14 protein-coding genes are annotated in these 16,317 nt (G+C 34.8%); 2 read left to right on the forward strand and 12 right to left on the reverse strand.

Annotated features, from left to right (window positions below):
* Positions 1–64: 64 nt before the first annotated feature.
* The 6 genes from C1A40_RS11590 to C1A40_RS11615 all read right to left on the reverse strand — a co-directional run bounded on the left by C1A40_RS11590 (position 65) and on the right by C1A40_RS11615 (position 5,492).
* Positions 65–616, reverse strand: coding sequence for a transposase (locus tag C1A40_RS11590; protein WP_102996032.1), 552 nt, complete (start codon positions 614–616; stop codon positions 65–67).
* 53 nt (positions 617–669) lie between these two features.
* Positions 670–1,832, reverse strand: a protein-coding gene (locus C1A40_RS11595) for an IS3 family transposase (RefSeq protein ID WP_102996033.1) whose coding sequence is annotated in 2 segments (ribosomal slippage) — positions 670–1,595 and positions 1,595–1,832 — 1,164 coding nt in all. Because the reading frame shifts where the segments join, the coding sequence is not laid out codon by codon here.
* A 34-nt stretch (positions 1,833–1,866) separates the two neighbouring features.
* The gene (locus C1A40_RS11600) at positions 1,867–2,520 is read right to left on the reverse strand and encodes a DUF4372 domain-containing protein (RefSeq protein WP_241910396.1); all 654 of its coding nucleotides are present in this window, start codon (positions 2,518–2,520) and stop codon (positions 1,867–1,869) included.
* 162 nt (positions 2,521–2,682) lie between these two features.
* On the reverse strand, positions 2,683–3,675 hold the full coding sequence (lpxD, locus tag C1A40_RS11605) for a UDP-3-O-(3-hydroxymyristoyl)glucosamine N-acyltransferase (RefSeq protein ID WP_102996034.1): 993 nt from the start codon (positions 3,673–3,675) through the stop codon (positions 2,683–2,685).
* A gap of 61 nt (positions 3,676–3,736) precedes the next feature.
* Positions 3,737–4,909, reverse strand: a complete 1,173-nt coding sequence (locus C1A40_RS11610; protein WP_102996035.1) for an LETM1-related biofilm-associated protein — start codon at positions 4,907–4,909, stop codon at positions 3,737–3,739.
* A 217-nt stretch (positions 4,910–5,126) separates the two neighbouring features.
* The gene (locus C1A40_RS11615) at positions 5,127–5,492 is read right to left on the reverse strand and encodes a DUF1801 domain-containing protein (RefSeq protein ID WP_102996036.1); all 366 of its coding nucleotides are present in this window, start codon (positions 5,490–5,492) and stop codon (positions 5,127–5,129) included.
* Between the two features lie 235 nt (positions 5,493–5,727).
* Between C1A40_RS11615 and C1A40_RS11620 the strand changes: the two genes are divergently transcribed.
* Positions 5,728–7,032: a voltage-gated chloride channel family protein gene (locus tag C1A40_RS11620; RefSeq protein ID WP_102996037.1), complete on the forward strand. Its 1,305-nt coding sequence runs from the start codon at positions 5,728–5,730 to the stop codon at positions 7,030–7,032.
* Between the two features lie 165 nt (positions 7,033–7,197).
* On the opposite strand, the gene C1A40_RS11625 is transcribed toward C1A40_RS11620, so the two are convergent.
* Both C1A40_RS11625 and C1A40_RS11630 read right to left on the reverse strand, forming a co-directional pair.
* On the reverse strand, positions 7,198–8,568 hold the full coding sequence (locus tag C1A40_RS11625; protein ID WP_102996038.1) for an aldehyde dehydrogenase: 1,371 nt from the start codon (positions 8,566–8,568) through the stop codon (positions 7,198–7,200).
* Between the two features lie 333 nt (positions 8,569–8,901).
* Positions 8,902–9,531: a YceI family protein gene (locus C1A40_RS11630; RefSeq protein WP_102996039.1), complete on the reverse strand. Its 630-nt coding sequence runs from the start codon at positions 9,529–9,531 to the stop codon at positions 8,902–8,904.
* A 108-nt stretch (positions 9,532–9,639) separates the two neighbouring features.
* Here C1A40_RS11630 and hemN point away from each other — a divergent pair, with 108 nt between their 5' ends.
* On the forward strand, positions 9,640–11,004 hold the full coding sequence (gene hemN, locus C1A40_RS11635) for an oxygen-independent coproporphyrinogen III oxidase (RefSeq protein ID WP_102996040.1): 1,365 nt from the start codon (positions 9,640–9,642) through the stop codon (positions 11,002–11,004).
* A 127-nt stretch (positions 11,005–11,131) separates the two neighbouring features.
* Here hemN and C1A40_RS11640 read toward each other — a convergent pair whose 3' ends face one another.
* The 4 genes from C1A40_RS11640 to C1A40_RS11655 are packed head-to-tail and all read right to left on the reverse strand — an operon-like array spanning position 11,132 to position 16,217.
* A complete protein-coding gene (locus C1A40_RS11640) occupies positions 11,132–12,526 on the reverse strand; it encodes a TolC family protein (RefSeq protein ID WP_102996041.1) in 1,395 nt (464 codons plus the stop codon).
* Positions 12,523–13,872 (reverse strand): HlyD family secretion protein, encoded by a 1,350-nt coding sequence (locus C1A40_RS11645; RefSeq protein WP_102996042.1) that lies wholly within the window; start codon positions 13,870–13,872, stop codon positions 12,523–12,525. The genes C1A40_RS11640 and C1A40_RS11645 overlap by 4 nt, the downstream gene beginning before the upstream one ends.
* Positions 13,873–13,881: 9 nt before the next feature.
* On the reverse strand, positions 13,882–15,540 hold the full coding sequence (locus tag C1A40_RS11650; protein ID WP_102996043.1) for a peptidase domain-containing ABC transporter: 1,659 nt from the start codon (positions 15,538–15,540) through the stop codon (positions 13,882–13,884).
* Positions 15,537–16,217: a TetR/AcrR family transcriptional regulator gene (locus C1A40_RS11655; protein WP_102996044.1), complete on the reverse strand. Its 681-nt coding sequence runs from the start codon at positions 16,215–16,217 to the stop codon at positions 15,537–15,539. Before C1A40_RS11655 ends, C1A40_RS11650 begins: the two co-directional genes overlap by 4 nt.
* Positions 16,218–16,317: the final 100 nt, after the last annotated feature.

Genomic DNA, 16,317 nt, shown 5'->3' on the forward strand with positions numbered 1-16,317 from the left:
CAGTCCCGCTTTGGTGTTGGCCCTTTTTATTGATCGCACTCTTTATTTTGAAAACAGAACCTCCTTATGGGTCAAAAAGGCTTAATTGCCCAATGTTTTTGGTTGTAATCTCTTCCCAATTAGCTTCTGGGTTTTTCAGGAATTTGAACAAATCGATATATGTCATCAAATGGTATCGTATGACGGACATCATATTGGAATAAGCCCAGTTTCTTTGGGCTTTTCTTTGGATCACAAGCATAATGAGCTGGATTATCAAACTGACCCAGATTTGTATTTCGATGGCATTTTGATTGTCTCCCAAAAAATACTTTAGCGGAAAGTTCTGTTTAAGCCGCTTGAACATCGTCTCAATCTGCCACCTATTTTTATAGATGTCGGCTATTTTGTCTGCATCAAGATCATAATTATTAGTGATGAACTCATAAACTTTTTGGTGCTTTTCGTGCCAAAAAGCGATTCTCCTCAGGGAAAAAGCATTGCCGTTTTTGTCCGTAAGCCCTATTTTTTCGTCCTTTAAGACAGCATCGTCCACTTTATTGGAGATATCAAACTCTTCAAGGCTTGTATAGCGAGCATTGTCCTTTTGCCGAGTCACAAAGTAAACATCTTCCAGTGTCCATTTTTGGTATTGCTTGGACTACCTAATAAATTTGGTGCTATTTTATACTAAGCAGCTTTGTTAATAAATCCTTTTAATTGTAATTCTTTTTCAAGAGGCGTCATGTATCCTAAACTAGAATGTAATCTTTGAGTGTTATACCAGTTTAAATATTGATCAATAGATTTGTATAATTGATTATAAGACGTATACTTAAATCTGTTAATCCACTCATATTTAATGGTTTTAAAAAAACTTTCAGCTACAGCATTATCCCAGCAATTTCCCTTTCTACTCATGCTTTGTATCACTTTTTGATTAAAAAAGAACATATTTGTGATTCTGTTGGATGCATATTGCACACCCCTGTCGGAATGAAAAATACACTGCTGGTTTATCACTCTGTTTCTTCTAGCATCAACCCAGGCCTTTAAAACCGTATTCTCAGTAGTCATATCTTCACTTAAAGACCAGCCTATTATTTTTCTATCAGCCAAATCCATTATCGTGGTTAAATAGTTCCATTGTTGATTAACTCTTATATACGTAATGTCAGAGACTAATTTGTAGCCTAAAGAAAAACTGGTAAAATCCCTGTCTAATTCATTTTTAGCTGTTTTTAGAGAATGATTTGAATCCGTAGTTACCACAAATTTCTTATTCAATACACTTCTTAGTCCCATTTCTTTCATAAGTAACCCCACATATGAACGGGAATAAAAAAGCTTTTCTCGTTCAAGTTGTTTTTGAATTCGATAGCTACCATAAATCTGTTTACTATTGTCAAATATAGCTTCGATTCTGTCTTTTAAAAATGATTTAGAGGAATTAACCTTTAAGGTGTCTTTGGTTTTAAGCCAATGGTAATAAGCATTTTTACTAACCTTCATGCATTTGCACATCTTTTCGACAGGATAAGTATTTTTGTTTGATAAAATGAAGTTATACCTTATCTGTCGCTCTTGGAAAAGATGCTCACCGCCTTTTTTAAGATGTCACGTTCCATTTTAACATCTCTTAATTCCTTTTTTAATGCTATAAGTTCTTGATGTTCTTTGGATTTAGGTTCATTTTTAGAAAAATCTCCTCCTTTTAAATCATACTCTTGTTTCCATCTATTAATAACACTTGTATGAACTCCATATTCTTCACTCAGTTGTTTTGTTGGTATACCAGATTTGGATAAATCTAATATCATCGATTTAAACTCGTTGTCATATTTTTTTTCCATAATTCAAATATAGTTTATACTCTATATAAAACCGTCACAACAAAGGTAGACACTTCAGCTCATAATCCACATACCCTTTGTCAAAAACCACATAAGAGCCCTTCTTGAGTTCCAGGTCTTTTAAAAAGGTGTGGTCGTGCGTGGCCGCGCTTGAAAACTTAATCAGACAAGGAACGTCTTCCATGGCGTTTATCATAGTATGCATCTTGATACCTCCTTTCTTTTTGCCGTTGAGCGGGTTCCTTCCTACACCTTTAAGAATGTCACTAAATAGGGGGATGGTCGAGGAATCAACGATTTTAAGGTTCTTTACTGCAGGTTCTAAGGGTCTGCTGTCCGATAAAAAGCGATGGTAACGTTTGTAGAGTAAATGATAAATATCGGCAAATACTTCAGAGCTTCTTCTCCTGTTAGCATCTGACAAGGTACTGCGTTTTGGAAAGTCCGTGAGTCCTAGATGGTTGATCTTTCCCTCGCAGGCAAGCATAATACTGGAAACCTCACGAAGTGAGCTACAGCCACTGATCACGGTAAATACCATAGTGGCCAAATGCTCATAGGTGGTAAACTTTTTGGTATAGCGATCGCTGTTGTGCTTTTTGGCTGTCCGATGAACATCTTTGGGCAAAATGAAATTTAATACCTGTTTGATTATGGGTTGTCCGCTAAAGTTTTTACTTTTATTCATATCTTGGATGTGTGATAACTTCAAGATACAAAATAAGCGGGAAATCCTATCTTGGAAATCCCGCTTTTAAAATCTTTTATCGGACACTAATGTAATTGAATAAAAAAATATCGAGGGTTGCAACCCTCGATATTTTTGTTTACATAGTTTATGAGATACTGCCTATTTTTTAGTGAGTCTTTTCAAAGCAACCCACTGCTTTAGCATTTCTCTAGAATCTTGTGCAGGATAACCCAATACGGTTTGACCCGCTTTTATATCACCCATAACTCCCGAGCCTGCCCCAACAGTTGCTCCCGATTCTATAGTGGTGTGATCCTTAATGGAAGCACTGCCGCCTATAATAACACCATCTCCTAAGGTAACAGAACCTGCAAGACCACTATGCCCAGCCATAATGCAAGAACGTCCCATAACGCTGTTATGAGCAATTTGCACCAAGTTGTCTATTTTACAGCCATCACCAATAATAGTGGCGCTAAATTTGGCTCGATCTACGCAAGAATTGGCTCCAATTTCTACATAATGACCAATAATAACGTTTCCGATTTGTGGGATTTTTGTTAATCCGCGTCCGTCGTCACTTGGTCGGTAACCAAATCCGTCGGCTCCAATACTCACGTTAGTATGGAAAATACAATGGCTTCCTATAATACAACGTTCTCTAATAACCGTTCCAGACCAAACAGTTGTAGCATCACCAATTACGGTGTCGTCGAAAATACAAACGTTAGGGTAAAGCGTTACGCCATCACCTAGAACCACATTAGGACCTATATAACAGTTAGCGCCAATTTTACAGCCGCCTCCAATAACAACGGTTTCATGTATTACCGCTGTTGGGTGTATTTCAACTTCAAATTCTGGACTTGGCGGACTAAACATTTCTAATATTTTTGCCATGGCCAAATCGGCATTGGGAACTTTAATTAAAGCACGATTATCGCCAGGTTCAATGTTTAAATTGTCATTAATAACGGCTGCACTCGCTTCTGAGGATTCCCATAGTTTAGCGTATTTTGTACTACCAATAAATGTAATATGATGATTTTTGGCGTTTTTTAGTTGTTCTGGACCTTCAATTAAGTTGTCCGTATTACCTATTAACTCGCCTTTTAAAATAGTATTAATTTCTTTAATAGTATATGAAGCCATGTTGTCGATTTAAGTTATTTTATGTCGTAAAGCTAAAAGAAAAAACGATTAAAGTTACTATTTACTCTTCAATCCTATTTTCATCAAAAGCAGAAGGCAATAAATTAGGTATGAATTTAATCACTAAGGGAAGTAATATAGCGCCTCCAGGCAATAAAAAAATAGCTAAACTTGGTATGGATTTGAAAATATCTAAAAGCTGTTCCTGAACTTTTTTTTGCTCCTCCTTAGTTAAATCTCTAACCGTAGACTGCGTAATGAGTACCATGAGTTCCTTGCTTTCCCGAATTTCATGGTATAAACGCTTGCTGTTTCTGGTAATGAGCTTGATAACCATTTTACTCGAATTATTGTAAAAGGTTTGTACAATGTTAGAGGAGCTTAAAAGGGCAATGTGAGCTTTGTTTTTTGTGTAAAATTGATTTACAGATTTTATAGATTGATGAATTACAGACAAACGCAATCCCATATCTAAACCTAATTTTTCTAAAAACAAATGTTCGTTGGTATCAATCATTTCATCTGCCCAAGTAGCCATGCAGGCTAAGTCTAATAGGTATTGTTTTTCTCGAGGTGTTTGAAGGTGCTTTAAGGCTTTATTATAGTCTATATGCGTGTTGTCATGGTACCTGAGAGAAGCTTCAAATAGCTTGATTAAACTTGCATCATATTGATTTTTTATTTCTTTTGAATTTAAAACACCCAAAGTTATCGCGACAATAGAAGCTTCAATATCTTTTAAGTAATCAATAGAAATGCTGTTGTTTTTTAAATATTCGGTATAGGCCAAAACATCCACATATAATAAGGCATTTATTATAAAATAGTTGAAGTTTTTAGTGAGGATATTGTCGTTAATATGAATGCGTTTATGGATAATACGTTCCAACTGTTCGCTAGACTTTTTGCCACCTAAAATATCTTGAAATAAGGATGTTTTTATTTCATTAATGTTGGTATAAAAATAAATAACGCTTTCTGTAAATGGGAGCTCGCTATTCGAATTTTCATGCGCATATAACAAGGCTAAAACTAAGTTGGTTTTACAAACTTCTTCTTCAGTTAAGTCACTTTTGGGAAGACTTTGTGCCACAACATCTAAATTATTACCATAAATAAATCCGCAAGACCTTAAAGTCATGTAAAAGGCCTCTTTATCATATTTTAAAAAGAGGTTGAATTTATAAAGTTCTTTGAGTAGCTTGTTAATCCAGCCTGCTGCCGATGGGTTCATGTCATGAATTTATAACTGCAAAAATAAGATTTTCGATAGAAGAAACACCTTAAATACGTAACATGTTAAGGGCATTGTTTCAAATGAGCATTTTTAAATTAAGGACACTGTTTTTCGGGTAAAGGCAATGTATCGCACCGTTTTTAGCTTCATTCCCGTGAAAACAGAAATTTATTTTAAAAAAACAAATCACGTATCGTTAGTGCTTTAATCGACTTTACTTCATTTTTATCGTACCACTTTTGTATAAATCTAAAGCCATGGTCATGATATTATTAATGGTATTTATGGGTAGGTCCTCATTTGGATTGATGCGTAATATTTTCATTCGGGTGCGACTTCCAGTTTCTAAATCGGGGTGATTAAGGCGTTTGCCTTCTACTAATAAATAGTATGGCTCGGCAGTTTTTTTGTCGGTCCAAATATAACAAAACATTTTGCCTTTATAGCAAAAGCAAGGCATGCCGTATTTTGTGGTTTCTGTGATGTCCTTATCAAAGTTTAATAAGAAATCACGCATAACCAATAAACAAGCTTTGTTTGGTTCATTTTGTTTCAGAAAAAAGTTTTGATTATTGCTCATGCGGTATTCTTATAGAATTTGTTTGTAGGTAAAATTAAATAACAGGTTTATTATAATTGTTCTATTCATTAATTTTAATAAAAAAAGACCTTTTATTGGGTGTTAACTAAAAAAAATTATTTAGCCTATATTTGTTTAATAAGTAGGCCAAATATTTGGTATTGAATCGTTATGCTGGCTTGTTTTAAGATTACTAATAGAGATAACTAAAAGTTAAGGTGATAATATAATACGTATGGAAAAAAATAAAATCAAAAATTTTTTGTTGTCTGTAGAGCAAGTACCTTCTTTGGTGTATCTGGTTAAGTGGGTGTTAATATGTCTAGTTTTAGGTGTTATTGTAGGGGGGATTTCGGCTTTTTTTCTAATAAGCTTAAGTTGGGCTACCGATTATAGAGAATCACATCAATGGATTATTTGGTTTTTACCTATTGGCGGATTTATAATTGGCTTATCGTATCACCTATACGGAAGTAGTGTTGTTAAAGGGAATAATTTATTGCTGGAAGAATTTCATACACCAAAAAAAATAATCCCTTTTCGGATGGCACCTTTAGTCCTTTTTGGCACTGTTATTACTCATTTATTTGGAGGATCAGCCGGTCGAGAGGGAACTGCAGTTCAAATAGGAGGTGCTGTTGCCGATAGATTTACTAAAATTTTGAAGCTTTCTAAACGAGACCGAAAAATTATATTGATTGCAGGTATTAGTGCTGGTTTTGCTTCCGTTTTTGGAACCCCATTAGCAGGAGGGATTTTTGCATTAGAAGTTCTAGTATTGGGCCGTTTACGTTTGGATGCCATAATTCCTAGTTTTATAGCCGCTGTTTTTTCAGATTATTTTTGCGAAATATGGGGTGTTTCTCATACGCATTATAAGATTAGCGAAGTTGCAGAAATGACTCCAGTAAATTTACTATGGTGCTTGCTAGCAGGAATTATTTTTGGATTAGTAGCGATGCTGTTTTCAAAATCTACACATTTTTGGGGGCATCTTTTTGGTAAGTTTTTTAAATATCCGCCATTGCGTCCTGTGGTTGGAGGGGTTATTTTGGCGATTATAATATACCTAATGGGCACCACCAAATACATTGGGTTAGGGATTCCTACCATAGTTGATGCTTTTAACGTGGATTTAAATTCTTATGATTTTTTCTTAAAATTGCTTTTTACATCCTTCACCCTTGGCGCCGGATTTAAAGGTGGTGAGGTGACGCCTTTGTTTTTTATTGGAGCAACTTTAGGGAATGCTTTAATCTGGTTTATACCCTTACCTATGGGGCTACTTGCAGGTATGGGGTTTGTGGCTGTTTTTGCAGGAGCTACTAACACCCCCATAGCATGTACGGTTATGGGTATTGAACTTTTTGGTATTGAATCTGGCGTATTTATTGCCTTAGCTTGCTCTACAGCTTATTTGTTTTCGGGACACTCGGGTGTGTATTCTGCTCAAATTATCGGAAGTCCGAAAAACAATGTGTTTTTTAGAGAAAAAGGCTTGCATTTATCTGAAATTAAAAATAGAAGAAGCAAAAAATGATAGTATTGGGACCTTGCACATCTTATTGAGATTTTAGATGGATGATGAAATGAAAAATTAATCAGGTTTTGGAATAACAAAAACAATTCCTTAAAAACACCAATCTTATTTTAGCTAAAGGTACCGTTTTATTGAAGTAAGCACCTGTTTATAGCGACAAAGCTATTATCCCATAAGCCATTTAATAATTTTCAATTTAAAATGGGAATAGGGTGCATACTTAACATTGGGCTCTAGCCAAAAGGATTTGTGTAAAATGCTTTTTTGATGCGTAAAAGTATCGAAACCTGTTTTACCATGATAAGCTCCTATACCACTTAAACCAACTCCTCCAAATGGTAAATGACTGTTGTTTGATAAATGCATGAGGCTATCGTTTACCGCACCGCCACCAAATGAGACTTCGTGAAGTATTTTATTAATAGTTTTTTTATTTTTTGAATAGATATAAGATGATAAAGGCTTAGGGCGTTCCTTAACTTTTTTTATAGCTTCGTCGAGATTTGTGAATGTGATAATAGGTAGGATCGGACCAAAAATCTCGTCTTGCATCACATCATCATCAAAAGTAACTTGGTGTAAAATACACGGTTCTATAAACCTGTTTTCACAATTGGTTTGTCCGCCGTAATAGATTTTATCTTTGTCCAGAAGTTTAATCAGGCGCTTATAATTAGCCGCATTTATAATTTGTAAATAATTATCTTCTATGGTAGCACTGCTGTAATGCGCAGAAATTTCGGCTTTTAAAGCTTCAAGAAATTCGGTTTCAATCGCTTTTTCAACCAAAACATAATCGGGAGCGACACAGGTTTGTCCGGCGTTTAAAAACTTAGCCCAAACCATACGTTTGGCCGTCATTTTTATATCGGTATCGGCCATCACAAAAGTGGGGCTTTTACCACCCAGTTCTAGTGTAACAGGCGTTAAATTTTCAGCAGCAGCTTTATAGATTATTTTTCCAACAGCGGTACTTCCGGTAAAGAAAATTTTATCAAAACGATGTTTTAGCAGTGCTGTGGTTTCTTCTACGCCACCTTCAACAACGCAAAAATAGTCGCTAGGGAAATTATTATTAATAAGGTTGGCCATCACTTCCGATGTTTTTTTTGGAAGTTCACTAGGCTTTAAAATAACCGTGTTTCCAGCGGCTAAGGCTGTAATAGCGGGTAACAATGATAATTGATAAGGGTAATTCCAAGCACCTATAACCAATACATTTCCTAAGGGCTCGGGAATTACATAGCTCTTTGCAGGCCAGTTGACTAATCCCGTAGAAACGCTTTGTTTCTTGCTCCACTTTCTTATGTTTTTGATGAAGCTTGATAATTCATGGTAAACGAGCGCCAGTTCGGTGACATAGGTTTCAAATTGCGATTTGCCAAAATCTTCATAAATGGCTTGGTACAATAAAGCTTCGTTAGATTTTAAAAGGGTTTCAATTTTTTTAAGCTGCGTTATTCTAAAGGAGACATCTTTAGTGCTATTGGAATTAAAAAAGGCTTGTTGCTGTTTTAGTAAGGTATTAATGTCCATAGGTCATTTTTTTTCGCCTTTAATGTTATAGTTAATTCGCAGTTCCGAAAACACCGTTAAGCTTTAACCTAATGATTTCAAAGCGAGTTTCTAAATTTAGGTGTCAAGCCATAAATTTAGATAAAGATTTGTAAGCCCAGATTTTTTTGATTGCGTTTTTTATTCAATAGAAAAAATAAACAGCATTTTTTACGGAGAAAAGGTGATAAAATTAAAAAAGCTGTTTAAACCTAAGCCTTTACTATGACTTTCTAGAAATATGATTTTTCTACAAAGGGATGAAGCAAATGGCCACCTAACTTTAAACAGCTTTTTTCAAGAAGGTATGCGTCATTAGTTTTCGCGTAAAAATGTACTCACTTCAATAGCAACATCTTCCCAAGTTTTACTAACACCATCAGCACCTTTATGTAAATCGAAACACACTTTATTTAACGATTCTAAAGCGTCTAAGGCTTTCCAATCGGCAAGATTCATAACACCAGTTAAGGTAACGCGTCTTTCATCTGTAATAGCAACATCCATAGGTAAATTTTGTGTTTCACCATTCATTGTAATTGAAGCCACGGCCGAGCCATTTTCAAACTTTAGAGTTCCTGTAATTAAATTGGTGTCTAACATAGCTCCAAAAAATGCTGTTTTAATTTTTGCATCTCGAGTATTTGTAGGGTCGTTGGTAAACAAACTACTTACTGGAATCGAAAAACTTAAGTTGTTTAAGGCTTCTTCTGGAGTGTCTCCCGTTTGTTCTTCAAACTTAACAGAGGTAAATTCTCCGCCAACCCCAACTTTATCGGTAGTTTTATAAGCGGTAAATTTTACAGAAGTGGCTTCTGGTTTTACCACAAATTTTGCGCTTGTTGCTGCTTCTGTAGATGTTTCTGTTTTTGATTCTTTTTTCTCTTGTTTACAAGCTGTTAGGCTCAATGTTATAGCAATAAAAAATAAGCTTATTTTTTTCATTTTAAAATGTTTTTATTTATTCGAAAGTTAGTGATTATTAAAGAATATCCCAATAACTGTTATGACAATTATCATGTTTTGCCATTTTGAATTGGGGTATTTTTGGGTATGTCAAACGCTTTAGTAAATAAATATAACATTCCAGGGCCTCGATACACAAGCTATCCAACTGTGCCTTACTGGGATAATACCTCTTTCTCCTTAAGCCAATGGAAAACTTCGTTACACAAGGCTTTTAGTTCTAGTAACTCCGAAGAGGGTATTAGTTTATATATTCATCTGCCATTTTGCGAAAGTTTATGCACCTTTTGTGGTTGTAATAAGCGTATTACCAAACAGCATGGTGTAGAATCTCCATACATCAATGCCGTTTTAAAGGAATGGCAACTGTATTTAAAATTATTTGATGAAAAACCCATTATTAAAGCGCTCCATCTTGGTGGTGGTACGCCCACGTTTTTCAGTCCGCAAAACTTAAAAACACTCATTAACGGCATTTTGAAGCATGCTATTATTGCCGAAAATTATGAGTTTAGCTTTGAAGGTCATCCTAATAATACCACAAAGGAACACCTACAGGCCTTGTATGATGTAGGTTTTAGACGTGTAAGTTACGGGGTTCAGGATTATAATGATACCGTTCAAAAGGCGATTCATCGTATTCAACCTTTTGAAAATGTAAAACGTGTTACCGAACAAGCTAGAGCAATTGGCTACACATCGGTGAGTCATGATATTATTTTTGGTTTACCCTTTCAGAGTTTAGAACATGTTAAGGAAACCATTTTAAAAACGAAATCGCTTTTGCCAGATCGTCTGGCCTTTTACAGCTATGCACATGTGCCTTGGGTAAAAGGGAATGGACAACGCGGATTTAAAGATTCTGATGTGCCTTCTGGGGAATTAAAAAGAAAACAATACGAAATAGGGAAACAGTTGTTAGCTGAGGTGGGGTATGAAGAGATTGGTATGGATCATTTTGCCTTAAAATCGGATACCTTATATCAATCCATGATTTCTGGTGATTTACATCGCAATTTTATGGGGTATTCAGATTCCAAAACCATGGCGATGATTGGTTTGGGTGTATCGGCTATAAGCGATAGTTGGTATGGCTTTGCGCAGAATGTAAAATCTATTGAAGATTATTATAAATTACTTGATGCTGATACCATTCCGGTTTATCGTGGTCATATTTTAAATGAAGAAGATTTAATTGTGCGTCAGCATATTCTCAATTTGATGTGCCGTTTTAAAACCTCATGGACGCCAACATATTTGTATTTTGATGCCTTGCCAGATGTTCTTGTTAAATTAGAAGAAATGGAACATGACGGTCTATTATTAAGAACAAAAAACAGTGTTGAGGTCACACCAAAAGGGCAACCTTTTGTGCGTAATATTTGTATGGCTTTTGATGTGTTATTACAAAGAAAGCAACCTCATACCCAGTTGTTTTCTATGACGGTATAGTGTTAAAATTGATGTGAAAATGTTTTTTTTAGCACATTAAATGTATTTACAATTTAAGTAGAATTAGTATAAACTCTAACTAACAACCATGCTAATTCTGAAGGGCTTTCTGAGGAAAGCCTTTTTTTTAATCTATATCGGTAGCTAAAACATTGGATAGCTTCGCTTTAGTTTGCAGTAAATCGTATTCTATAGACACGCCTTTAAGTTCGGCATCTATGAGTTTAGATTCTCTAGAATTTACCAAAAACAAAGAGCTTTCGCCTAATGAAAATTTTCTTTCCTCGGCGTTTAGCATGATTTTATAGTCTGAAATAATCTCTGAGGTGTGTTGGGTTTGTACTTTGTATGAGGCAATTTCTTGGTTTACCGCGTTAATTTTATTCTGAAGCGTTACCCGTGTAGCACTAATGTCTAACGACGTGTTTTGAAGTTTCATTTTAGCCAATTGTAAATCGCCACGTTCTTTTCTTAGAAATAAAGGGAAACTCACATTAACATAACTTTTATAATTAGCCGTATTAAAAGATTGAATGAGATCTGGTGTTTGCGATAAAAAATTATATTGTAAATCTATTTTTGGTAACAGATTATTTGTTTTAAGTCTTTTTTCAACTTCTAAACTTTTATATTTATTTTGAAGCGATAACATTTTAGGATGATTTTCTAAAGAGATATTTTCAATATTTAAATTACTGGTATTAAAAACCGCATCTATTTGATTACTGGTGCTAACATCAGGGATAATATTATCTTTTAATTCAATAGGTGTATTTTCATTTAACCATAAATAATTGGAGAGTTCTAAAGTAGATTTAATATATTTTATTTTGGCTTTTTCTAAATTTAACTTTCTTGTATTTAGAGTTATACGTGCTTCAACCGTGTCAATGGCCGGTCTTTCTCCAACCTCAAAACTTGTTTTGATGCCATCTAAACGCTCTTGGGCATTGTTTAAAAAGCTTTCATAGATGCGTTTTTCTTTATAGCTTTTTAGCCATTCGAAATAGCTTAATGAGGCTTGGTATACTATGTCATTTACAAGAAGTAAGCGGTCTGCTTTGGCTTGGTTAACAAATAGTTTGGCTTGTTTTAAAGTTGCCATACGTTCGTTAATTAGGAGGCCTTTGGCAAGAGAAACAGAAATCCCTGCACTATATAAACCATCGGTGGGTAAACTCGATTCTGGGTTTAAATACTGCCCTGTGTTTTCTTCAAAGTTACCTTTAAGTTCTATGCCATACCATGTGGGTATTTTAAAACTAGCATTAAGCTTATCGTAATATTCGGTACCTTTAAAATTTTTTCTTCCATAATCAACTTCTAATTTAGGGTCGAAAGCGCCTCTAGATTTTAAAAGTTTCGCTTCACTTTCATTTAAAATTAGATTGGCTTGTTTTACAATAGGATGAAACGATTTTACATACCCTAAGTATTCTGCCAAGCTAATGGTTGATAGGCTATCTTGCGCATATAAATGGCAAGTAGATACTAATATTAGGCTTAATATGAAACGTCTCATTTTTTGTCTTTTTTAGTCGTGCTTTGAGGTTGATAGTAATTTGGCGGGAAACTGTTTATCTGACGCCAAATTTCAAACCAAATAGGGACATCTTGTAATAATGCCATGGTTCTTGCACCCGAACCAACCCGAATAGCTTCAGGCCATGGGTGTTGAGATTCGTCGGGAACCAGAAGTATTCTATACTTTCCGTTAGGGCTAATAAATTGCTCAATAGCGATAACCTCTGCACCATAAGTACCGTAAGATACATTAGGCCATCCACTAAAAACAATAGCAGGCCATCCATCAAATTGAACACGGGCTTTTTCTCCAATGTGTAGTAGTGGCAGGTTTATAGGCTCTACATAAGTTTCAACAGCTAATTGGTATTCGGCAGGCATAATACCAACCAGCTCGGCACCCTCTTTAAAAGTCGTTCCTATACCATCGGTAATCACTTTGTTTATGTAGCCTTTTTGAGGCGCCGTAACATATAGCAAACTGTTACGTTTTTTGTAATTACTATAGCTGTTTTCAAGTTTAGACACTTGCACATCAGCATCAAAGCTGTTAGATTGTGCCGTGTGCATATCACTTTGTGCTTTTGATATTTTATCGGAAAAGGTGGCGTTAACACGAGATAACTCAATTTGTGCATTAATAACTTCGTTTTTGCTGGCAATAAACTTGTTCTCTTGAGCCATTAATTTGGCTTGTGTTTCTTGAAGCTTTAAACGCTTTTCTTCCACATCTTTCGTGGCCTTAAGACCTTCTTCTTCTAAAGTTAACGTTCGCTCATGCTGGCGTTTAGCAATCATGAGGTTTGTTTTTGAAGCTTCTAAATCGATACTATCACTTTTAACCTTTAGTTTGGCTTGAATTAATTTGTTTTCCGTTTGTTGTAGCTTAAGGCGTTGCTCATTTCGTAAAGCCACAATTTGTCGGTTTAAAGCATCAATTTTATTAAGGTAGGCTTTTGCCGATGCACTTTTTGCTTGTATTTGATCATGAGTTCGTTCTACAAGTTGATCATCAAAATAGTCACTTTTAACTTCAGATATACGCAAAATGGTATCACCTTCGTTTACGAGATCGCCCTCCTGTACATACCAGGCCTCTATACGTCCTGGAATTTGCGACATGATATGTTGCGGGCGTTGGTTAGGCTTTAAAGTGGTTACGACCCCCTGTCCGGTAATGTTTTGTGTCCAAGGTAAAAACATCACGATGAATAAAATGATGGCAGCACCAATTAAAAACCTATTAAAATATTTAAAATAGGTCTTGTTTAATACCTTTTTACCAGATTTAAACTCAGTTAGGTCTATCGAATTATTTAATTTATTGTTTGAAATATTTAACATAAACCTCGCTTATTTTTGAATTTTACCTTTTTCTAGAATAACAACTTCGTCACATTGGCCAATCCAACGTTTATTGTGTCCAACAACAATTAGAGCCCACGGACGTTTTTTATCGGATAAATAACTAATTATTTCTGTGGTTTCCTCTATGTTAAAACGATCTAAGGCGTCTTCTAGGATGAGCACTTGTGGTTTTTTTAAAATGGCTCTAGCCAGTACAATTTTTTTAGAAATGGTGTAAGACATTTGTTTACCATCGGGGTATAATATGGTGTGAAGCCCTTTGGGTTGTTCCTTTAAAAATGATTTTAACCCCACTATATTTAGTACTTCATGGATTTCTTCATCGGTTATTGATGGGTTTCCAAATGTTAAGTTTTCTTTGATGGTTCCTTCAAAAGGCGTTTCGTCGGAAAGTGATAAGCCTAATTTTGATCGATAGAAGTTTAGGTGTAAACTTTCAATCGACATATCATTAACATAAATGTTTCCTGAGGTAGGCTCAATAACACCCGAAATTAAACGAAGTAAAGTTGATTTTCCTGAACCGCTTTCCCCTCTAATAAGAATACGACTATCAGGGTTTATTTTTAAGGAAATATTGTGTAAAATATGTTTTTCTCGGTCGGAAACATTATAGGAAACATTGTCTAATTCAATATAAATACCGTTCTTAAATGTTGGTGTTTCACCATATTGGTTTTCAATATCTTTATCAGCTATTTGACCTAATTTTTCTAATGAGGTTAGGGTGTCATAAAAGGACTCTAAACCAATGATTAGTTTTTCAACCGAACCGATAATAAGTAAAATGATAATTTCTGCAGCTACAAACTGACCAATATTCATTTCTTGATTAAGTACTAAAGCGCCTCCAATAACCAGTAAGCTTGCTGTTACAATCACTTTAAAACTTACCATTTGAATAAATTGCAGCATTAAAATTTTAAAATGACTTTCTCTGGCATTAAGATAATCATCAACTAAATTATCATTTTTAGTCACCCCTAAATTAGTGCTTCCAGAGAGTTTGAAACTAATAACCGATCTGGCAATTTCCTGTATCCAGTGTGCCACTTTATATTTGTATTTGGACTCAGATAAACTGGTATCTAAACCTTTTTTAGCCGTAAATTTAAAGACAACGAAAATAAGAAGTAGTAATAACAGCCCAAATATGATAAAGAAAGCGTGGTAAAACGATAGTAGAATAAGGGCAAAAATAATTTGTAATACTGCCGAAGGTACATCAATAAGTATTTTAGATAAACTTTTTTGAATGATTAGAGTATCAAAAAAACGATTGGCTAATTCAGGAGGATAGTTATTACGTAATTCCGACATTTTAATTTTGGGAAACCTGTAACTTAACTCGAATGAAGTTCGCGTAAAAATACGTTGTTGAATGGTTTCAATTATACGAAGTTGCATGAGTTTTAAACCGCCATCAAATGCCACACCTATAGTTACTAAAACGATAAGAACAATCCAAGAAGTGCTCACTTGTGCTCCTTGAATGAGGTTAATAATGGCTTGTATTCCCAAAGGAAGGGTTAAGGAAATGACTCCTGAGAATATCGCGTAGTAAAAAACTTGTAATATTTCTTTTTTGTCTAATTCTAATAAGCCTAATAGGCGCTGCCATGGCGTTATTCCGAGGTGATTCATTCGTGTAAGTTTAAAGCGTTAAGGGTTAGGTTTTTAAAAAAGGTTGCAGGTAAAACATTTTCTTTGCAATCGGTAATGGACCAGAAATGATCTTTTAAATAATGCTGATGTAAGCTACCTTCTATAATGGTGCTGGCTAAAGATGCGGGATATTTATATAAAGGGGCATTATCTGATATAATGTCTTTTAATCGGTTTACAACGCGTTTGTAAATGTTGAAATAGCCTTCTTTGTTTTGGGTGTCTACAGCTTTGGTTAAAAAGGACTTCGAATTTTCGTGGATAATAATAGCATTTAGTACCACTTCATTAATATGAGAAAAATTGGAGTCTTCTTCAATAGTACGGCATAATACCTCTATGGCTTTAATAAGTTTATTCTTATTATCTTGAATACTATATGTTTCTAATACGATTTGATATTCAATCCACGCCCAATACCAAGACGAAAGGTATAAAAGCAATTTGTGTTTGTTTTCAAAATACCGATAAATAGAGCTTTCGTTGGAACCTATTTTAGCACCTAGCTTTTTAAAAGTGAAAGCTTCAAAGCCTATATCATGTATCAGTTGTATGCTTTCTTGTATGATGCGTTTGCCTAAATCGGATGATTCAGGATCTTTTACATAGATTTTTTCGGGTACAGAAATTTTTACGTTTGATAGTAAACTATACATAGTTGTATGTTTTGATTGCAAATATAATAGTATTACTATTAAAAGTTATCGCGTTAACATAGATTTAATCTATGTATAATTTTAAAAATGATATAATGAC

Source organism: Tamlana carrageenivorans (assembly GCF_002893765.1).
Lineage (GTDB): Bacteria > Bacteroidota > Bacteroidia > Flavobacteriales > Flavobacteriaceae > Pseudotamlana > Pseudotamlana carrageenivorans.